Origin of the sequence: Nostoc sp. 106C, from assembly GCF_002154725.1 — a bacterium.
GTDB lineage: Bacteria > Cyanobacteriota > Cyanobacteriia > Cyanobacteriales > Nostocaceae > Aulosira.
The window spans coordinates 48837-69357 of record NZ_MTAW01000047.1 but is presented as its reverse complement, the minus strand read 5'-3'; the positions used below and the strand labels follow the sequence as shown (position 1 = coordinate 69357).

At 40.4% G+C, this 20521-nt stretch carries 23 protein-coding genes and 1 pseudogene; 10 read left to right on the top strand and 14 right to left on the bottom strand.

What is annotated here, in order from left to right:
- The first annotated feature begins 88 nt into the window (after nucleotides 1-88).
- Nucleotides 89-360, top strand: a pseudogene (locus tag BV375_RS03740) (DUF433 domain-containing protein).
- A 5-nt stretch (nucleotides 361-365) separates the two neighbouring features.
- Here BV375_RS03740 and BV375_RS03735 read toward each other — a convergent pair.
- Complete coding sequence (locus tag BV375_RS03735) at nucleotides 366-734, bottom strand: hypothetical protein (RefSeq protein WP_086757389.1); 369 nt, start codon at nucleotides 732-734, stop codon at nucleotides 366-368.
- Nucleotides 735-1073: 339 nt separating this feature from the next.
- Between BV375_RS03735 and BV375_RS37475 the strand changes: the two genes are divergently transcribed.
- Both BV375_RS37475 and BV375_RS03725 read left to right on the top strand, forming a co-directional pair.
- Nucleotides 1074-1781: a deaminase gene (locus BV375_RS37475; RefSeq protein ID WP_208099043.1), complete on the top strand. Its 708-nt coding sequence runs from the start codon at nucleotides 1074-1076 to the stop codon at nucleotides 1779-1781.
- Between the two features lie 8 nt (nucleotides 1782-1789).
- Nucleotides 1790-2203 carry an Imm1 family immunity protein gene (locus tag BV375_RS03725; RefSeq protein ID WP_086757387.1) on the top strand — a complete coding sequence of 138 codons (414 nt, stop codon included), beginning with the start codon at nucleotides 1790-1792 and terminating at the stop codon, nucleotides 2201-2203.
- Nucleotides 2204-2283: 80 nt separating this feature from the next.
- Here the strand turns inward: BV375_RS03725 and cysK are convergent, their stop codons facing one another.
- Nucleotides 2284-3243 carry a cysteine synthase A gene (gene cysK / locus BV375_RS03720; protein ID WP_086757385.1) on the bottom strand — a complete coding sequence of 320 codons (960 nt, stop codon included), beginning with the start codon at nucleotides 3241-3243 and terminating at the stop codon, nucleotides 2284-2286.
- 1062 nt (nucleotides 3244-4305) lie between these two features.
- Here cysK and BV375_RS03715 point away from each other — a divergent pair.
- The 7 genes from BV375_RS03715 (at nucleotide 4306) to BV375_RS03685 (ending at nucleotide 8478) form a co-directional block, all read left to right on the top strand.
- Entirely contained in the window at nucleotides 4306-4734 is a 429-nt protein-coding gene (locus BV375_RS03715) for a hypothetical protein (protein WP_086757383.1), read from the top strand.
- A gap of 40 nt (nucleotides 4735-4774) precedes the next feature.
- On the top strand, nucleotides 4775-5065 hold the full coding sequence (locus tag BV375_RS03710) for a hypothetical protein (protein ID WP_086757381.1): 291 nt from the start codon (nucleotides 4775-4777) through the stop codon (nucleotides 5063-5065).
- A 2-nt stretch (nucleotides 5066-5067) separates the two neighbouring features.
- Entirely contained in the window at nucleotides 5068-5379 is a 312-nt protein-coding gene (locus BV375_RS03705; protein ID WP_086757380.1) for a hypothetical protein, read from the top strand.
- A 513-nt stretch (nucleotides 5380-5892) separates the two neighbouring features.
- Nucleotides 5893-6258 carry a hypothetical protein gene (locus BV375_RS03700; RefSeq protein ID WP_086757423.1) on the top strand — a complete coding sequence of 122 codons (366 nt, stop codon included), beginning with the start codon at nucleotides 5893-5895 and terminating at the stop codon, nucleotides 6256-6258.
- A gap of 22 nt (nucleotides 6259-6280) precedes the next feature.
- Complete coding sequence (locus tag BV375_RS03695; RefSeq protein ID WP_086757421.1) at nucleotides 6281-7282, top strand: LLM class flavin-dependent oxidoreductase; 1002 nt, start codon at nucleotides 6281-6283, stop codon at nucleotides 7280-7282.
- Entirely contained in the window at nucleotides 7275-7646 is a 372-nt protein-coding gene (locus tag BV375_RS03690) for a hypothetical protein (RefSeq protein ID WP_086688076.1), read from the top strand. Before BV375_RS03695 ends, BV375_RS03690 begins: the two co-directional genes overlap by 8 nt.
- 118 nt (nucleotides 7647-7764) lie before the next feature.
- Nucleotides 7765-8478, top strand: a complete 714-nt coding sequence (locus BV375_RS03685) for a Uma2 family endonuclease (protein ID WP_086757379.1) — start codon at nucleotides 7765-7767, stop codon at nucleotides 8476-8478.
- 643 nt (nucleotides 8479-9121) lie between these two features.
- Here the strand turns inward: BV375_RS03685 and hypB are convergent.
- The 12 genes from hypB to BV375_RS03630 all read right to left on the bottom strand — a co-directional run bounded on the left by hypB (nucleotide 9122) and on the right by BV375_RS03630 (nucleotide 20480).
- Entirely contained in the window at nucleotides 9122-9979 is an 858-nt protein-coding gene (gene hypB, locus BV375_RS03680) for a hydrogenase nickel incorporation protein HypB (protein ID WP_086757377.1), read from the bottom strand.
- The gene (gene hypA, locus BV375_RS03675; protein ID WP_086757375.1) at nucleotides 9970-10311 is read right to left on the bottom strand and encodes a hydrogenase maturation nickel metallochaperone HypA; all 342 of its coding nucleotides are present in this window, start codon (nucleotides 10309-10311) and stop codon (nucleotides 9970-9972) included. The genes hypB and hypA overlap by 10 nt, the downstream gene beginning before the upstream one ends.
- Before the next feature lie 10 nt (nucleotides 10312-10321).
- Nucleotides 10322-10486, bottom strand: coding sequence for a hypothetical protein (locus tag BV375_RS36500; protein WP_166507362.1), 165 nt, complete (start codon nucleotides 10484-10486; stop codon nucleotides 10322-10324).
- A 55-nt stretch (nucleotides 10487-10541) separates the two neighbouring features.
- The gene (gene hypE, locus BV375_RS03670; RefSeq protein WP_086757373.1) at nucleotides 10542-11645 is read right to left on the bottom strand and encodes a hydrogenase expression/formation protein HypE; all 1104 of its coding nucleotides are present in this window, start codon (nucleotides 11643-11645) and stop codon (nucleotides 10542-10544) included.
- A 188-nt stretch (nucleotides 11646-11833) separates the two neighbouring features.
- The gene (locus tag BV375_RS03665) at nucleotides 11834-12229 is read right to left on the bottom strand and encodes a hypothetical protein (RefSeq protein WP_086757371.1); all 396 of its coding nucleotides are present in this window, start codon (nucleotides 12227-12229) and stop codon (nucleotides 11834-11836) included.
- Between the two features lie 62 nt (nucleotides 12230-12291).
- Nucleotides 12292-12522 carry a 4-oxalocrotonate tautomerase family protein gene (locus tag BV375_RS03660; protein WP_279432897.1) on the bottom strand — a complete coding sequence of 77 codons (231 nt, stop codon included), beginning with the start codon at nucleotides 12520-12522 and terminating at the stop codon, nucleotides 12292-12294.
- Nucleotides 12523-12540: 18 nt separating this feature from the next.
- Nucleotides 12541-13725 (bottom strand): hydrogenase formation protein HypD, encoded by a 1185-nt coding sequence (hypD, locus tag BV375_RS03655; RefSeq protein ID WP_086757369.1) that lies wholly within the window; start codon nucleotides 13723-13725, stop codon nucleotides 12541-12543.
- Between the two features lie 132 nt (nucleotides 13726-13857).
- Entirely contained in the window at nucleotides 13858-14118 is a 261-nt protein-coding gene (locus BV375_RS03650; RefSeq protein WP_086757367.1) for a HypC/HybG/HupF family hydrogenase formation chaperone, read from the bottom strand.
- 97 nt (nucleotides 14119-14215) lie between these two features.
- The gene (gene hypF, locus BV375_RS03645; protein ID WP_086757365.1) at nucleotides 14216-16627 is read right to left on the bottom strand and encodes a carbamoyltransferase HypF; all 2412 of its coding nucleotides are present in this window, start codon (nucleotides 16625-16627) and stop codon (nucleotides 14216-14218) included.
- Nucleotides 16617-17834: a hypothetical protein gene (locus tag BV375_RS03640; protein WP_143841976.1), complete on the bottom strand. Its 1218-nt coding sequence runs from the start codon at nucleotides 17832-17834 to the stop codon at nucleotides 16617-16619. Before BV375_RS03640 ends, hypF begins: the two co-directional genes overlap by 11 nt.
- 231 nt (nucleotides 17835-18065) lie before the next feature.
- Nucleotides 18066-19049 carry a hypothetical protein gene (locus tag BV375_RS03635; RefSeq protein ID WP_086757363.1) on the bottom strand — a complete coding sequence of 328 codons (984 nt, stop codon included), beginning with the start codon at nucleotides 19047-19049 and terminating at the stop codon, nucleotides 18066-18068.
- A gap of 588 nt (nucleotides 19050-19637) precedes the next feature.
- Complete coding sequence (locus BV375_RS03630; RefSeq protein WP_086757361.1) at nucleotides 19638-20480, bottom strand: NifU family protein; 843 nt, start codon at nucleotides 20478-20480, stop codon at nucleotides 19638-19640.
- Nucleotides 20481-20521 lie beyond the last annotated feature (41 nt).

The following is a 20521-nucleotide window of genomic DNA, read 5'->3' as shown; positions in this document are numbered from 1 at the left end:
GAGTTCGACGAACGAAAGCCAGAAAGCTTACAGATTATCTGGGTAAATTAGAATAAGACAGCCTAGCAATGCTTTTATAAGGTTGAGAATGAGTCAGCCAGCAATCATTACTGCATCGCCAGATGTGATGAGTGGTACGCCAGTCTTCGCCGGAACGCGAGTTCCTGTGCAAACCCTGCTGGATTATTTGAAGGCGGAGAGTCCATTGATGATTTCCTAAAGGGATTTCCCACAGTTAAGCGAGAACAGGCGATAGGCGTAGGTTGGGTTGAGGAACGAAACCCAACATTTCCAGGGGTTTTTTGGGTTTTACTACCCTGCGGGAAGCCGCTACGCGTCTACGTTCAACCCAACCTATAAGAGCTTCATGCCACTTTATCGGTATTTTGTGCAGTTGATTCGGCTAAAATTGGCTCGATATCTTGGCTTTTGTCGCGTTGAATAAACTCATCCAAAAGTTGAAAGAAATAATTAAACCCTGCTTTTTCATCAGTACAGGTGAGCAAAATAATTTTGTCCCAAGCGTTAACTGTACGGATTGATAAGCGGTTTTGTAGCCAGGGTTGGAAGTTTTTGTAAAAGTCAGTTTCGGCTTCGGTATTGGTAATACCTACTTCTGTACGCGCAAATCGATAGCCGAGAATAAACATCCGCAGATTTGTAATGGAGGCACTTCCCAGATATAACCCTGGTTTGCTTTTAATTTTTTCCAGTAGCTCAAATAATGTACTCATTCTTAGCTCAATTAAATTGCATCTCTAAAACTCTTCAATCACTTCAGCAATGAAATCATTAGATAACCTGAGTTCGGGTTAAGCCAGAAGCTAAAAAGCTTATTGTGTATAGATTGAGCAAAATTCTAAGTGGTAAAAGAAGTGATTAAAGTGGAATCGTTTCGTCAATAAGGTTCACAAATGAGATTAATATCAACAACATGCCTTATTGAAAATATATGAAAACAAAGTTTCAGATCAGACAACGAAAAATCAAGGGGTTTGAGGATTTCTTATCCCGAACTCAGGTTAGATAGGGAAGTAAACTGGAACTTAATTCTGTTTAAAAGCTTTGTTGCAATGCCTCTTGAGTTACACAATTTTGAGTGGGAGGGAGAGCGTTTAGTCCAGAGAGAAACTGAACCTCATCATCTTGCTGGAGTATTAGCTGAAATTCGACAGACGCTAGAAAACTCAGATTGCGATTGGAAAGATGTTTACTCAGCTTATTATGAGTGCGAAGAAGATGGAACAGTTACTTTTTATGAGGGTGAAAGTGCTTCAGCCGGTAATCCTGGAATATGGACTTATGTAGTTTATAGCTGTCCCGTTGGTTCAGAAGAGGTAGTAAAAAATCCAGATATAAACACTTTAGCTTCAGCGCAGGAGGTGCAACAGCTTATATATCTGCTGATTTTTGAAGAATTAGCAGAGTATAGGCAACAGCTTGGTCTTCCTCCAGCAGGTAGTGAAAACGATCGCGCTACAATTGCAAAGTTAGAGATAGGTGGTAGTGTATTTTTTGATATCAGTGCAGGCAGTAACCCCAATCGCAGAAAGATTACACTTAAAGTAAATCCAATTAGTCGCACACACGCTGAAGCTGATACCTTTCAACAAGCTTTTGATGCAGGATTAAGAGGAGGAAAAGCGCGTTTAACAGTTGATCGGGATCTTTGTAGAGCGTGTGGTCAAAACGGAGGTGTGAAAGGAATGGCTAGACAGCTTGATCTAGAAGAAATAGAAGTTATTAGCCCTAGCGGTCGTCAGACAATTACACTGATGTGAGATTAATTATGTTTATAACAAAATTTTCAGTTGAAGATTGGATTGGTAATCAGAACAAGGGAAGTTTAGAGCAAGCGCATAGCTGGCAAGAAATAGAATCAGCGATTAGAGAGTTAGACGGGCATCACAAAACACTTGTAACTTTAGAAACAGACAGCGAAACTCACATGGCGGTGGGTGGTGGTTTAGGAAAATATATAGTGTATTTGACATTTGATAATGAGAGTTTTCATTATCTTGTTGACCCATCTAAATCAGATATGGATGAATTCGTGATAGTTGGGGGTCAAGAAGGTGTTTATCCGGCTAAGTCCTGCGTTGACTTGAATACAACCCTTAAAGCTGCCAAAGCTTTTGCAGAGCTTGGGACAATGGAAGAATCAGTTATTTGGGAAAAAGATGAAGTTGTTGAGCGAGTATAAATTCTTCGTAGTGGCACGGCACCAGTAATATAATTTGATACACCTAGCGATTGTGGATGCCGTGCCCCTACCTACTGTCACTAACGCACAACTGTAGGTTCCAGTGTCAAATCTTGGAACATCAAGGTGCTGAGATAACGTTCGCCGAAGGAAGGCTGAATCATCACGATGAGCTTTCCGGCATTTTCGGGACGTTTAGCTACTTGCAGTGCAGCACACAACGCCGCACCAGAAGATATCCCAGATAACAAGCCTTCTTCCTTCGCCAACCGTCGTCCAAATACCATCGCCTGTTCATCGCTGACGCGAATCACTTCATCAACCAATTCCAGCTTGAGAACATCAGGAACAAAGCCAGCACCAATACCTTGAATTTTATGCGGCCCAGCTTCCCCACCAGATAATACCGGACTGTTGCTAGGTTCAACTGCGATCGCCTGAAAACTTGGCTTACGTTGTTTCAGTACTTCGGCAATCCCAGTAATTGTCCCACCAGTACCTACCCCTGCAATCACAATATCCACTTCACCATCCGTATCAGCCCAAATTTCTTCTGCGGTGGTTTCTCGGTGAATCTTGGGATTAGCGGCGTTGCGGAACTGTTGTAGCATATATGCGTTGGGAGTGTTAGCCACAATTTCTTCGGCTTTGCGAATTGCTCCCCGCATCCCTTCTGGGCCTGGTGTTAACTGTAATGTTGCACCATAAGCGCGTAGCATCGCCCGTCTTTCGTTGCTCATGGTTTCAGGCATTGTCAAAATTAAATGGTAGCCACGTGCGGCTGCTACCATCGCTAGAGCAATTCCTGTATTGCCAGAAGTTGGCTCTACTAAAATAGTTTTTCCTGGCTCAATCAAACCCTCGGCTTCTGCCGAGAGTACCATACTCAACCCAATTCGGTCTTTCACTGAAGCCGCTGGATTCATACCTTCGAGTTTGGCAACTATCCTCGCTCCTACTCCCTCTGCTTGGGGTATCTTATTGAGTTCAACTAAAGGAGTTCGTCCAATAAGTTCTGTTACATCTTTTGCAATCCGCATTAATTAACTCCTAAGATTCTAAATCCGAACACCAGGTATTTTTTACTTATAACAGTAAGCTTGTATGTATTTAATTGATAGTTGAGTGTTAGTGAGTGCATGAGGTATGTACTCTTACTAAACCACAAAATTGGAACAATTTAGGCAGTAAGTACGGAAATTTTTCTATTGATTCTTGTTACAGGGTTATAGTTTCCATAATTTAAACTGAAAAGTTTCCCTGTCTAAAATATTACTATTTTTTGCTAAAATTCGATTTTTGAATTTAGTAATTAAGCTGGGATATATCCAAGATTTTAAATTCGATTTTATGATTTTTTAGTTTATCTAGAACAAAATATTTATTTGGGCAATTTTAATTGTTTTTTTTAATGACTTTGGATATTTTTAGGCGAGAATATATTTTTTGAGTACAAGTTTTATCTGGTATATAACTAGCAAAAGAGCATCTTTATATCAGCCGTCAGTCTGACTTTGAGGTTGAGTGCAGAAAGACCCGAACCTTAAATCGTAAATACTAGGACATTGCCCCAAAAATACTAGTACCCATACCCTAAATAATTTTTGGATTACTTATCAGATAAAAGTTACAGCCTTTGAGTACAACTTTAATAACTTTAATAAATATGATCCAACTCAGCTAAACCGCTATTTAGAAAAGCGGCTGATATAAAACGTATAGGATTTACGCAGAGATTCCCCTCTACCCCCCAACATTCCTAGGCAACAGTCTGGAGATGAAGGGGGGACTTCTTAACTCCCTATTTGTCAAAAGAAACTACATTTTAGGGTCTGAGTGCGTCAGTTCTAATCTCAATAATAAACTATTTCAGTATTACTGAATACTAATTTATCAACTGGGATATGTTTAAAAAGATATTTGTCATATTAACTCAATGCTTACTTGCAACTAACTCTAGTTTACTAATTAGTTCAGAGTAAACCTCCTGAAAATTGCAAACTGTTAACTGATAACTTTTTTAGGATCAGTTCTATTTTTGTAGATAAATAACAAAAGTTATATCTTACTGGGTGCATACTACCTAGGAAGGGAAAACCAAGATGAAGGTCAAGCTTTTAAATGTTCTCACAGTCTGTATAGTTACCTTAGCTGTGCTATCTCCAGCGATATTAGTATTTAGCATGGTTTATGGACGGCATATAGAGTTAGTAAAAGCACAGAATTCAACTTGTGAAGTGAACAATAATAGTAGAGCCAACGACTTCCTGTTTTCCCAAAATGAAGGTGTACCTTTCACTAGCAATCAGGAAAGCATAAGCACTTCTAATCCCAATCTAGAAACACAAAATTTGACTGCTGTAGAGCAATATCAACTAGCAACTATCTTGGAATGGTTTTTCTTAATAACCCCCATTTGTGTTGGGTTAGGGATTATTGGTTACGACAGATATCTTGTTTACCGTAATGCTGTTTTTCAAGAACAAGTTGAAATGCTAGAACGGCTGTGGCAGCAAAGCATCGAACAGTAATTAATTCCAAATTCACTCATACTAAATCAACAAAGGCACCATGACAGAAGAACGCCAAGTCCTATATTTTGATTTAATCGATCAGCTACTCAAATGCCCTAATGGTCAAGAACCAGAAGTTTTAGAAGCACATCCAGAATTAATTGATTCTGACTTTGTATATGCAGTGTTAAAAGTGGCAACTGTGTTTGCACATGAAGGTAATCAAGATAGTGCTCAGTTTTTATTTTTTATTGGTCGTGAATTAGCGAAGCAACTAGGGTTGTATCCTGAAATTGAAGCTGCCAATTCTGAACCTGATTCTGAACCAGAAGTTTCAACTAAGGAGTAGCAATGCTATTGACTGCAACTGACGCTGGACAAATAGCGTTCGAGTTTCTCATGGCGGATTGGAATATCTCCGAATACGACAGAGAGTGGTTCACAATTGTAAATGCTCGTCTGATTGGTGAGAGCTGGTACATTGTAGAACTGGGTGTAGCCGGATTTCCCGATCGCTGGTTTATTCAAGTCTACGATACCGGAGCCTGCGATCCAGATTATACATTTATCTCACCTATTCGGGGTTCAGATGGATATGTTGACCTTGTAGATTTACCACAGCTTGTCGCAGAAGTTTTAGTGTCTGAACGTAATGCTAGATAAGAGTCAAGAGTCAAGTGGTATTCAAGAGTTAAGATACGCCACTGTAAAAAGGTTTGGAATTAGATTTTGTGTATATTAGGTTTCGCAAGCGGACACTCAACATACATTTAGTTAAGAAAATTCAACTGTAGGGTGGAATGTCACTTACTTAAGCAAAAATGGCTGTTCAGATCCCCGACTTCTTGAAGAAGTCGGGGATCTAAATCCATCTTATTTCAGTGACATTCAACTGTAGGGTGTGTTATCGCTTTAGCGTAACGCACCATCGACAATTCAATACGGCATAATATACCCTACATCTAAAACTTTTTGACTCTGAACATTTGACAATTCGCTCTTGTAGAAAATTTTGAATTCATAATTTTAAATATTTAGCAGGTCAGGGGTGATATCAAATAAAATATCACTCCTTTTTGTATGTTTTTAAATAAGGTTAATTTTTAATATTTCTTCCTAAAGAAGTAGCACTTAATGTCATCTTTGACTGACAATTTATGTTATATTGATATCGTGATGAACGCTACAGAAATATCAATTGCTATGATCGCTGAAGACATCCTAGCCAAAGAATTCACAAGAGTTGTCACTCACTATTACCCAAGCGTTGGAGAATTACTTGATAGTTGTTATGTGAAGGTCATTACCTGTTTTTGGGGAAAACCCGCTAGACGTTTGCAGTATATAGCGATTTATTGTTCGGAAGAAATGCTTCCTGATATACAAGCCCAAAAAGACGTACTCAGAGAAATAGCAGATAATATGGGACTGATTCAAGTAGTTTGTATGAATGCCGGGCGATTGTTACGCGATCCGATGTCGAAGTTAAAGCAGAACAATCCCCGCTTATGGTTAGAGTTACATTGGGTTGCTGCATCTTAAAAATAGCGATCGCCAGCAAACAATGAAAACAGGACTTTTCTGCAATTACGATAATCATCATCAGGATGCCCGCCGTGCCATCACAGAACAAGTTGCATTGGTAAAACAGGCGGAAAGCTTAGGCTTTGAGGAAGCCTGGGTGAGTGAGCATCATTTTAGTGAATCCAATCTTAGCCCTTCGATGTTGGTGTTGATAGCGCACTTAGCAGCTTTGACTTCAACTATCCAACTAGGCACAGCCGCGGTGTTACTGCCGTTTCATAACCCGATTAGGGTAGCGGAGGACATTGCCACCTTGGATAACCTGTGCAATGGCAGATTGTTATTTGGGATTGCCAAAGGCGGGCCATTTCCCGAACAGAACAAGCATTTTGCCACATCAATGGGTGAATCTCGTGCCCAGATGCTAGAGGCAATGGCATTGATTCAGAAGCTTTTATATGAAACAGATGTATCATTTAATGGGCAATTTTATCAATGCGATCGCCTGACAGTTTACCCAAAACCTCTGCAACGACAGATTCCGGTATATGTAGCCAGTGGGGATGATGACGGTATAGGGTTTGCCGCTAAACATTCCTTCGGCTTAATGGGGGGACCACCATTTTCTCTGCCCAGATTGCGGAATACTGTTGCTAAATACCGTGCCTTAAATTCTAGTGGTTCTGAAGACCTAATACTGACTCGTTTCTTTTATGTTGCCAGGACATACGACGAAGCAGTAACTGAGGCGTTGCCTTTCATCCGCAAATTCAGCCAAAAAATGACAGCAAATGCAGCTGTAGTCATGCAGAAAAGTTCTACTGGCCATAAACCATTTGATCGCACCAATATTTGTTTTGAAGAAGACTATTTGTTGGAGAACTCAATTATTGGTGATGTCAAAACCTGTCGAGACAAAATCAAATTATTTCAGGATGAATTAAATCTAGGCACGCTGGCAATCAAACCCTCATCTTGCGATTTGCAAAAAAACCTGGAGAGTTTGACGCGCTACACCCAAGAGGTGCGGAATTATGTCTAAGTTACCCTTGCTTCCACCAGATGATTTACCTCCCACCGAAGTCACAAAAATGGATGGAATGTTGCATCTGGAACTGGAACAATCAATTGGCAGATGCTTCTATCAAGCTTGCGATCGCATTACGCAAACATTGTTAGCTCAATGCCAATGGTATCTCACAAGTAATGCTACTATCCTGATGTTAATCATCGATTGCCCTGATATTGTCTCTTACTGGCATATAGTCAGCAATATTCCCCAAATAGGCAATAGATTAGAACGGTTTACCACTAACGCCAAAATCCGCGTTTATCCCCCATTTGGTAAGGGTGGGCCGTTTGAGATTAGCGTGAATGAAATCTCTGCTTATCGAGATTGGCTTTAAGAGGGCAAGGAGACACGGGGACGCGGGGACAATTTTCTCCGCGTCCCCGCGTCTTTGCTTCACCGCGTCTTCTTCGCTGCCTATAATAAAAGAACTCAACGCCAGCGAGACAACGGTTATGTTCTCACTTGATCTCAAAAATGCGTTAGCAAGTACTGACGAACTACCTTGCAGTGACGATACCCCAGTGGATAACGAAGACCAAAATTTTTTGCCCAATGTTTTACTTTTCTTACTCAACTTAATTTGGGCAAATCGGATGGATTGGTTCTTCGGAGTAGACATGGCAATCTATCATACCACAGGGGTGAATCCTAGAGTACCTGTAGTGCCAGACGCTTTTTTGAGTTTAGGAGTGGAACGCAAGAAAGGTGGCAAGTCGCGCAATAGTTACGCCGTCTGGGAAGAACATGAGGTAGTTCCCATACTCACCTTAGAGCTGGTATCCCACGTACAGGGGGGCGAATACGATGAAAAAATGGCGATATATCGGCAACTGGGTGTGTTGTACTATGTAATTTACAATCCCGAATTTTGGCAGCGCGACCAACATCAACCGTTTGAACTGTATAAGTTGATTGATGGAAACTATGAATTACAGATAGGTGAACCTTACTGGATGCCGGAAGTGGGTTTGGGTATTGCACGCTACCAAGCTATAATCGGTGGGATTCAACAAGAAGCTCTGTCTTGGTATGATGAACATGGCGATCGCTATTTCACAGCTGAGGAACGAGCAGAACAGGAAAATATCCGAGCAGAAAAGTTAGCAGAGTATTTGCGTTCTCTCGGCATCGACCCTGATTATCTACCTAGTGAATCAATAGAATAAGCTGCTTGCAAAAGTCAATGTTTTTTTATCGAACCACAGATGCACATTGATAAACACAGATAAATATCAGTGTGCATCCAATACAGTTCAGATAAGCACTTTTCATTTCCCTTGTAGTTTGGGCAAAGGGTAATATCAATTCACGAAAATCCTGATACACATAAATTTTTCGTAGGGGTTTAGCATTGCTCATACGTGACAACTTAACGTGAAACCCGCTCTTGTGCAAGGTTTCGCCCTCACTCCCAGCCCCTATCCCTGTGGGAGAAGGGAGCAAGAGATTTAGTTCCCCAACTCCTGGGGGAGAAGGGGTTAGGGGATGAGGGCGCGAGGTATTTGTACAACGCCCGCCGTATATAGCTTTTAGCTTAAGTTGACACCAATGAGCATTGCTAAACCCTTACCCGCGTATTTGTATCATTATTTAGGTGAAATGGTATAAGGGAAAAAGGGTTAAGGGTGAATTTAAACCTTTCCCCTTTTCCCTTTTCCCCTTAACCGAACCGTATTGAGTGTGCATCTGTGTTTGTAGTAAGTTGTATTCATAGAGCTAATTTTTCCCGCGTCCCTGCGTTCTCATCATTACTAAGTTGTTTCCTTAACCGTAATTTCATTTTGAGCAAATTGCCTGAAGTTCCACAATTTATGCAGAAATGAGCTTTGATAAGTTAGCTATCTTTTCTGATAACCATCCATACCAATTTTGTAACCCTGCGCCTGTGGTAGCAGAAACTTGAAAAATCTGAATCTCAGGATTTACCTGTCGTGCATATTCTATGCATTTTTGGACATCAAATTGCACATAAGATAGCAGATCAATTTTAGTCAGAATCATCACCTGACTAGCACGGAACATATGCGGATATTTGATTGGCTTATCTTCTCCCTCTGTAACAGAAAGAATTACTACTTTGGCTTGTTCTCCCAAATCAAATAAGGCGGGACAAACCAAGTTACCAACATTCTCAATCATCACAACTGAGTTCAACGGTGGGTTGAGTTGTTGTAAACCCTTTTCTATCATTGATGCATCCAAATGGCAGCCTGTACCTGTGTTTATCTGGACAACTTTACAGCCTGTTTCTTTTATTTTTTGAGCATCATTGGTTGTTTCTTGATCGCCTTCAATGACACTGATAGATATTTGGGATTTTAAGTCATTGATAGTGCGAGTTAACAGAGTAGTTTTCCCTGCACCAGGAGAACTCATTAAATTTAAGGCAAGGATATTTCGACCTTTAAACCAGCCACGATTTTGGGCAGCTAGTAGGTTATTTTTTGCTAAAATATCTTGCTCTAAAGATATCGTTGTGCCATGCATTTTGGCATGAATTTGTGATGCTTCTGAATGCTTATCATGACTGTGATCATGGGTAATTACAGTACCGTCAGGTAAAGTATGAGTGTGAGAAGCATCGTGATGATAATGGTTAACTTCACCTGTTGTCAAATTTGTGACTTTGCTTTCTCCATTGTCAGAACAGCCACAAGTTACACACATATTTCCTCTATTTCGATTTCTTTAAGTTTTAGTTCTTCACCAGTTAGTAAATTCAATTCCACGCTACCACATTGACAAATACCAAATGGTTTTTCTAAAGGAATTTTTGCACCACATTGATTACATTCAGCCAAGCCAGGTATTTCTCTAATTTCTAATTCTGCACCTTCTAAAACTGTACCTTTAGTGCAAATATCAAAACAAAAACGGATACCATCAGGCATAATAGCTGAAAGCTTGCCTATTTCTAATAAAACTCGGCTCACTTTGTTACCATTGGCATGTTCATTTACAATTGCCACAATATTTTGCGTAATTCCTAGTTCGTGCATAAATTCACCATTATGAAATTACAATTGCTAATAAATGCTGATATAGATGCTTACCTTTTTCACCGTAGGATATACCGATAATTTCTCTGCCTTTATCGGCACACCAGTTGCTACCCTGCGGGAACGCCTGCGGCGAACAAGCCGGGGAACCCGCCCAACGCACTGGCTCGTCCATCGGCGGTTTTTGATTAAAATATACCTGGAATATTTTCAGACATAGCAAGCAATAATCAACATATTCGTGGCAGTTGATCGCCTACTAGCATATCAACAATTCGTTCAGCATTGAAAACTGTTTTTAACAAAACTACGCCTGGAGGCGTTGTAATTACTTCACCAATAATCTCAGCATCTTTTCCTGCTGGATGAGATTTCATGGTTGATAAAACAGCCTCAGCATATTTGCCAGGTACTACTAGTACTAACTTACCTTCATTGGCTAAATATAAGGGATCTAAACCAAGAATTTCGCAAACACCCTTGACTTCTTCACGCACTGGGATAGATTCTTCGTAAAGGCGAATTCCTACATTAGAACTAAGGGCAAATTCATTTAATACTGTAGCTAAACCGCCGCGTGTTGCATCGCGCATAGCATGAACTTCGGGGCAAACTTTGAGGATGTTTTCTACTAAGCCGTGCAATGGTTGGCAATCACTTTCAATATCAGTATCCAATGCTAATTCACCACGGGCAATTAAAATTGCTGTCCCATGATTGCCCAAATCACCATTAACAATTATCGCATCGCCTGGTTGGATTTTATGAGCAGAAATCTCAACGCCTTTGGGAATTATGCCAATGCCGGCAGTATTAATAAACAGTTTATCAGCAGCACCACGATGAACAACTTTTGTGTCGCCAGTTACAATTTGAATACCTGCTTGATTTGCGGCTACTTGCATACTGGCAACCACACTTCGTAAAGTTTCTACAGCTAAACCTTCTTCTAAAATTACGCTACAGGTAAGGTATAAAGGTTTAGCACCACTCACTGCTAAATCGTTAACTGTGCCATTAACGGCTAATTCTCCAATATCACCACCAGGAAAAAATAAAGGGTCTACAACATAAGAATCAGTGGTAAAAGCTAGTCTGTCTCCATGTTGCATCAGACTGGCTAAATTAAAACTAGCTTGGTCTTCTAACTGGGAAAGAATTGGATTATTAAAACTTTTGACAAAGATATCGTCAATTAAATCGTGCATAGCTTTACCACCGCTACCATGTGCGAGGGTAATATGAGTATCTCGCACTTTACTTTGCCGACGACGGATTTTTTCCAGCTTTTCAAATAGCGAATTTTGTGCTGAGGTACTTGGTGAAAAGTCCATGTTGAAATTGCTTTAATATTAGGCAGAGGGTAGTGGTTCGACTTCGCGGCAGTTGAGCGTAGCCGAAACTCACCAACCGGGCAGAAGGAAGTACCATATACAAAAAAGGGATGAAGCGGATAGCAGAGGCAAGGAGACGCAAAGACGCGCGGAAATAATAAATGACCAATGACTAATGACAAAGAAACTTATTGTGTGGCTTCGTTACCTTCTTTGAGGAACAGTTGCGACCAAGCTACGAAAAGTAATAGAGGAATTGCTGTAATAGATTCAAATAAAATCAATGTATTCATTTTTAGAGACAGATGCCACAAAGGAGTAATAACGTAGTGACCTAAAGTAATCTGACTCATGATAATGTATGTATATAGGCATAAATATGCAGATGAAAATGCTTTTTTAATATATTGATAATATCCAGCTAATCCCAAGGGTGTCATGATCAACCAAAGAGAGTCTGTGAGCTGAGGCGTAAACCAAGACGGTTCTGGGTATTGATAAATATAATGTAGAACGGAAGCAAAGATATTAATAACTATTAAACCAAGTAGCCACAGTTGACGTTGATGATTGTTAGTGGTCATTTAAATTCCCCTCATTTTTTTAGCTGTTATCGGTAAGGGCACAACATTGTTGTGCCCCTATGTTATCTGCCTGCCTCATCGTGTCTGCCACGATGTCTATCACAATGTAATAGACCATTTACAGCCCAATTTTCTCGTTCAAATTCATCAATATGAATGGTTATCCATTCTGGCTTGGTATCTAAAGCTGAAACTAGGGCATTAGTAATTGCTTCCACCAGCCGCCGCTTTTTTTCGATGGAGTGTCCTCTAGCAATTTTAACTGTGACAAATGGCATAAAATTTTTCCTCAAATATGTGGTTGAGATTAGCTATACCAAAGATGTACTACAGGATGGCAGAGGTTCTTGAGATAAATCTAGCTTGGGTTTTTCTTGGATTGTTTTTTTGGCAAGAGTAGATAGTCTGCCATATTTATAGTAGGCAGCACAAGCACCTTCGGAAGATACCATACAAGTGCCAATAGGGGTTTCTGGCGTGCAAGCTGTACCAAATACTTTACACTGCCAAGGCTTTAAGACTCCTTTGAGGATTTCTCCACATTGACAAGCTTTATGGTCGGCAACTTTTAGGCTAGGAATAGTAAATTTTACTTCGGCATCAAATTGCGCATATTCTGAACGAATTTGTAAGCCTGAATAAGGGATATCACCTAAGCCACGCCACTCAAATTTTTCTCGCGCTGTAAAAACTTGGTTGATAGCTGCTAATGCAACTTGATTTCCCGCAGGTTGGACAATTCGATTATACTGATTTTCGACTTCGCAGCGATTTTCTAATAGCTGTTGCAACAACATCCAAATCGATTGGAGAATGTCTAAGGGTTCAAATCCTGAGACAACAATTGGCTTATGATATTGTTGCGAAATAAACTGATAAGGGTCAGTGCCAATTACCATGCTGACATGGCCAGGACCGACAAATCCATCTAGTTGCAAGTCGGGGTTATCTAGTAGTGCTTGTAGGGCGGGAATCACGAGGACGTGATTACAAAACATACTAAAGTTGGGAATTTTTTCGGCTGCGGCTTGCAGGATGGTGAAGGCGGTACTGGGGGCTGTGGTTTCAAAGCCTAAGGCGAAAAATACAACTTCTTTGTCGGGGTTATCTTTGGCTATTTGTAAGCTATCTAGGGGCGAGTATACCATGCGGATATCTGCGCCTGTGGCTCTGGCTTGCAGCAAACTAGTTTTAGAGCCAGGAACTCGCATGGCATCGCCAAAGGTGGCAAAGATGACGTTATCATTTTGGCAGATTGCGATCGCATCATCTAACCTTCCCTTTGGCATAACGCATACTGGACAACCAGGGCCATGAATTAATTCAATGCGATCGGGTAAAATTTCTTCGATACCATACTTAAATATGGAATGGGTATGTCCGCCGCATACTTCCATGATTTTGATTGGTCTTGCTAGCTGTTGGCTGATTTTGGTAATTTCACGGCGTAAGCCTTCAGCCTTTTCTGGTTCGCGGAATTCGTCAACATATTTCATATTGTGTGTGAGGAAGTGTTGGGTTAGCTTTTTAGAAGAGAATTTTTTTAACGAACCGCAAAGTACGCAAAGCACACGAAAGAAGAAAGCAAGCAAGAATAAAATAGGTATTTCATAGAATTAAGAGATTACTTAAGTACTAACTCCTGCTTGCGCTGTTGCTATTTCTTCTAATAGTTGTAATGTTTCTGCTGCTTCTTGTTCGTTAATACGATTCATAGCGAAGCCTACATGAACTAATACCCAATCTCCAATACAAGCTTCTGGGGGATGTTGTTCGTCAACTATGCAAGCAATGTTTACCTGTCGTTTGACACCTCCAACGTTGACAATGGCTAATTTATGATTAACGTCTGTTATTTCGACTATTTGACCAGGAATGCCCAAACACATTGTTATTTTCCTTTTTGAAGATAAACGAACCACAGAGGCGCGGAGAACGCAGAGAGGATTTAAGAAGAGTGTGAGTGTGTTAGGTTATTAAGGAGAATCAATCTATTAATTTAGCGGCTGTAATAATAGCTTGTCCTAAGGATATGCCGCCATCATTTGAGGGAACTAAGCTGTGAGTTAAGACGTTTATTTTTATTGTTTGTAAGCCTTTAATAACTTGTTCTAATAAAATACAATTTTGAAATACGCCTCCTGTTAGGACGACATGATTAATAAGATGTTCTTGAGAGAGATTTTTGACCATCTCGACAATTGCTTTGGCTAAACTTATATGAAATTTTGCAGCTATTATCACTGGAGATATCTGCTGTTGTAAGTCTGTGAGCAAGGCTGGCCATATAGGGCTAGGGTCTATATAATAAATACTATCGAAAAAGGTAAAATTAAAAGGATAATTTTGCTTTTCTTTATCATTATTTAAGCTATCGATATCGGCTAAAGTTTCCATTGCGATCGCAGCTTGTCCTTCATAGCTACATTTTTCCTGAAAAATCCCAATTGCTGCTGCTACGGCATCGAATAATCGTCCTGTTGAGGAAGCTAGAGGAGAATTAATCTTCTTTTCCATAAGCTGATTGAGCAACTTTAGCGGCTTTTGCTCTAAAAATTTTAATATTTCTAATTCTCCATATTTTTGTGTTAAATTTTGCCAGCTATCGGCTGCTATTAGTTGAGCATAAGTGTTACGCCAAGGCTGATAAATTGCTTGTTCTCCACCAATCATTGCCACTGGTTTAAATGTTGCCAGTCGCTGGAATTTATAGTAATCTGCTAAAAGAAATTCTCCACCCCAAAATGTACCATCTTCGCCATAACCCAAGCCATCTAAAGCAATACCTAAAACTGGCGGGGAATTGAGAGTAATACCATTTTCTGCCATGCAAGCGGCAATGTGAGCGTGATGATGCTGGATATGATAAATTTTGATTTGGTTAGCGGCTGCTAATTCTTTACCCAGTTTTGATGAGAGATATTCTGGATGTTTATCAACGGCTATGGCTTTTGGTTGATGCTCAAATAAGTTTAAGTATAAATTTAAGGCATCTTGGTAAGCATTAAAAGCTACTGCATTTTCTAAATCTCCCAAATGTTGCGAGAGAATTGCTTCTCCTTCTCGTATTAAGCAAAAGGTATTTTTTAACTCGCTACCCATTGCTAAAATCGGCGGAATTTTATCAAATCCAAGTGGTAAGTTAATTGGTGCCGGTACATATCCTCTGGCGCGGCGAATTGTTTGGACTTTATCGCCAACAACCCGCACTACTGAATCATCTACGCGATTAACAATATCTCGATTGTGAAAAAGAAAATAATCGGCTATTTTGCCTAACCTATCCCGTGCTTCTCCATTATCAATACATTGCGGTTCATCAGATAAATTGCCACTAGTTAACACAATCGGGCGATTCATTCGCTTGAGAATTAAGTGATGTAAGGGCGTATAAGGTAGCATAAAACCGAGGCTATTTTGCCCAGGTGCTACAGAAGGGGCGATAGAGTGCTGAGTGCTGAGTCTTGAGTGCTGAGTGAATAGGGAAGAGTTAGAAGTAACAATTTCTTCTCTGGTTTCTAGTGCTTTTTTCTGCAACAAAACAATAGGCGCGGCGGGGCTTGTTAATAATTCTCTTTCTTTGGTGTTGATGATGCAATATTCGGCAATTATTTCTATATCTCTTGCCATTAAAGCCAAAGGTTTATGATAGCGCCTTTTACGCTGACGCAATTTTTGAACAGCGGCTTCCACAGTTGCATCGCAAGCTAAGTGAATACCACCTAACCCTTTAATTGCCACAATCTCGCCTTTTTGCAACAGCGTACAGACAGCATCAACATCATCCATCATGGAGAACATGGACGCTGTAACCGATTTACCATCAGCACGTTCTAACCAAGCTTTGGGACCGCAGATATGGCAAGCTACAGGTTGGGCATGAAAGCGGCGGTTTTCGACATCGTGGTATTCTTTCTCGCATTCGGGACACATGGCAAATGCAGACATACTGGTATTGCATCTGTCATAGGGAATGGCGCGAATAATACTCAATCTGGGGCCGCAATGGGTACAGTTGGTGAAGGGATAACGGTAAAAGCGGCTAAAGGGGTCAAAAATTTCTTTCTGACATTGAGGACAAGTAGCAGCATCAGGGGAGATTTCTGTTTTCACTTTACTACTGACACTACTGGCGATCGCAAAATCCTCAAAGTTAAATTCACCTGCACAAGGCGTTCTGATGATTTCCTGAATTCTGGCTAGAGGTGGACATTCTTGCTGTAATCGGATGACGAATTCTGCTAAAGCTGCTTCGCTACCAGACGCCCGAATTAAGACACCTTGTCCATCATTACAAACATCTCCCCGCAAACCGCAGGCTTTGGCAAGACGATAAACAGTCGGGCGAAATCCCACACCCTGAACTGTACCGCGAACTCTGATTTCTTCAGTCGCCATAATTAAATTGCCACAGCAAAATTCGGTTGTTTCCAGAATCAGCTATTACCGCAGTCTTGCCACAAATTTTTATACCGTAACACCAATTTAAACTTTCTCTTGTTGGCAGCCCAAAATCACGATTTTCACCTTTATTTTTAAAATTTGTTTGCCCTGCGATCGCATCTGCCTCCTTACCTTGCAGTGATAGAATTGATTCTGGCTTTTTCCATCCAAGCAAGCGAGAATTAGCTGTATCCGCAACTACTAACCAATCGCCTGCAACATCAACTCCATAAGGCATACTCAAACTGGCAGCATTGGGAAAATAAACTCCTTGATTCATCTCCACAGCATCAAAGCTTTTTTGTCCCAATACCACTGTACAAGGGGCATTATTTTCTGTTGGCATTCCCTGCCAAATCATCACACGGTTATTTCCGGCATCAGCAACAACTAGATTGTCTCTCCAAAAGCTAATATCGTGACACCATCGCATACTCGCATCTGTAGGAGAACCGCCGCCATTTTCATTACGCGATATCATATCAGGTTGTCCCAGCACTAAATCAGCAGGTTGACCATTTTCAGTTGGTAATTGCTGCCAAATTAGTACCCGACGATTGCCAGTATCAGTTACAAATAGCCTTCCTTGGTGATAGAAAACTCCATAAGGCCAGTGCATTGTATTTGCTGCGGCTAATTGACTGCCTCGATTTGGTTCATTATCAGTAAAATTAGCTTGTCCTAATACCAAATGTGCGGGAACATTACTATCTTCTGGTAATTTTTTCCAAATCAATACGCGGTGGTTCCAAGCGTCTGCTACAGCTAATCCTTCCCCACAGGCACAAATTCCCGTTGGTACACTTAGGGTTGCCCTTCCAGGCGTACCTTTAGCATTTTGTCCTTCATGGTAAAAATCTGGTTGTCCAATTACCCAATCAGCACTTTGACTATCTTTGGTGGGTAAATTTCGCCATCCCAACAATCGATGATGTCCTGTATCTGATACCCATAATGGACCTGTTTCTGATAATAAACTAGCACCACGAGGGCCAAACATACTTGTGGCACTAGGCGCTATAGGTATGGCTAATTGTCCTGGTTTTAGAATCTCACCTAAAATTACTTCTGCACCTTGAGGTGAGAAGGGAGAATTCAGCAAAACTCCTGTTAGTTCTGGCGGTAATTGAGGTGTGGAATTAAACTTGATAGATTTATGCATTAACCGCTGATATAAGCTGAAGAATGCTGATTATTCTTAACAGAATGTCTTTAGCCTTTTTAGATTTATCATTAGTATTTTTTCACCAATGATTCAGTCTTGCTGTATCAGCGATTGCAACTTCACTAAAACCACACTCTTACGTTATTGTTTACACCTGTTACTTGCCTAGGCAGATTTTACGACTTGAATAAAGTATCCTCGTCTATGCACGAAAACTATAAAATTATTCTAGAGTTTCTCATTTCGTGTTTTGATTTCCGCCTCTAATTCTTGCAAAGCTTGGGCGACAACTTGTGCTTGCTCTAGATGTTGATGCTGGGTGAATATTCCCCATGCTTCTTGATAGTAGTAACTTGCTTGTAAGAGATTTTGGGGATTTCCTAATTCTGGTTTTTCTGGATCATCAGGGAGGTTAAATAGGGCGTTAGCTTTGTTAGAAATTGTATTGGCATATTCTAAGGGTGTATCTTTAGCATTACGGACTATTAATGCCTCTTCGTAAGCTGCGATCGCCTTTAAATTATTCTCTACAGGATGGGTACTTTGTAAATATTGCAAAGCATTACCTAAATTGTTTTGCAACATCGCATATTCCCTTGGGTTTTCAATCAAGGTAATGTGCTTTAGTGCTGATTCAAATGTCTGTACAGCTAAACCTTCACACAACTGTTTTTGTTCCATCCCCACAGATATTGAGAGGTAAGCGATCGCAATATTGTTGTGTAAAATGGCATACTCTTCTGGATATTTCTGCGCTGTAAACACCCGCAATGCCTCTTGATAAACCTTGATGCTGTCTGCTATTTGGGCCAAATTGAAGGGTACTAGAGACTGCAAAACTAGCCCCAAATTCATCTGTGCTTCTGCTATTTCCTCTTTTGAGGCCAACTGTTGCAGAATCGGCAGTGCTTCAGTATAAGCTGCTTTTGCTTCTAGCAGTAACTCTGTCCCCTCCTCGGGAATTGCCTTTAAAGCCCCAGCCATACCCACCTTAGCGCGAGCTTTCATCAGGGGATAATCATCACTGCACATTTCATTAGCCCGTTTATACAGTGCAACTGCACTCCATAAATCTTGGGCAGTTTTGGGTTTTTTCTGTAACCCCTGTGCCAACTCAATCAACATTTCGATTTTCTCTTGTGTCGTTGCTGACTCCGATGCAATAGCTGCGATCGCGGCCTTTACTGTTGAATCTGTAATGCTAGGGGTCATCTGAACAAGTATGGAAGAATTGGTGTACGCATAGTTGTAAATGTTCTTAATTCAAGCGGCCTAGGGTAGCCTAAAGCAGAATATTTTTCCATCTCTATCTACTAGAGCAACTTAGGTTGGCTGCTATTGATTTGACTAAATTTGCTTCTACTTTAGAGTACTTTACGGCTCAAACTCTACATGTATCAAGCTAATTTTAACCAAAATACACACACTTTAATTGTTGATTTATATCTTTTCTTGTGCTGCTATTTAAGCTACACGATCTTATTACATTGATATTAATAACATCTTGCTATTTTTGATAGCTTATGAATATTGATACATGTTAAACCAAACAATTTACCTAAAATCTGGGGTATTTGTCCTACTGCTTGCAAATCTAATAATTTCAAGATTTACAGATATTCTTAATTAATAAAATTTACCAATTGAGAAATTTACTTCCTGATTGCTGTATTTATCTCGTGAGGAAATCAAAACTGAAAACTTCGTAGAGTAGGATTGCCCACTCTACAAGATCACCAAACCTTAATCGTTAGAATTACCTCTAATCGGCGACAGTCACAATTTTAGAAGAGGGCTTGCTCATCGCAGTTGAACAAACACTTTATCTTCTTTAATTTGTAGCGGATATGACTGAAGCGAAACACCAGGAACCGTTACACATTCGCCGCTTTCTAACCTGTACTGAAATCCGTGGGCAGGGCAAGTAATAATCCCATTTTCAACTTGACCCTCATCCAAAGTTGCTCCTAGATGGATACAAGCATTATGGTAACACCTAATGTTAATACCTTGCCGATATAAAATTAAAGAAGTTCCTGCAACTTTTACTGCCAAAACCCCAGCTTTGGGAATTTTATCAACAGTTGCAACTCTAATCCAAGTAGAGCCTCTTTGCGGAGAAAATGGACTAGTTAAATTAGACTTAGAACTATCAACCACTGATCCACTATTGACTGCAATAACTGTAGTAATCTCTGGACAATGGGATTTAATGAACTGTTCGACTCCTTGAGATAAAGTTAAAGTAGAAGCAGGACAATTACTGCAAGTTCCGATTAACCTGACTTCTACTGTATCTGGTAGTTTAATTGCTACTAGTTCCACATCCCCGTTATGGCTTTGCAAGCCTGGACGTACTTCATTAAGGGCTGTTTGAATGCGTTGCTCTAAAGGGGGTTTTGGGGGTTTAACTAATTCGTGGTACAACAGTACTGCGTATACAACTTCGTCAGCCACCGCAAGACGCAAAGCTGACATAGATTCTTCCTTGAGATTTTGAATCAAACGCTTCAAGGCTACTTTATGTAAAGCTTCAATCGCTCTTTGTAGCCCTACAACTACACATCTTTGACTTTCATCCCACTCAGATACAATTGCTTCAAAGCGATTGATTTCTTGCACCAATTCTTCAAGGTTAGTCATTAGTCATATGTCAAGAGTCAATAGTCAACAGTTGATGGTCA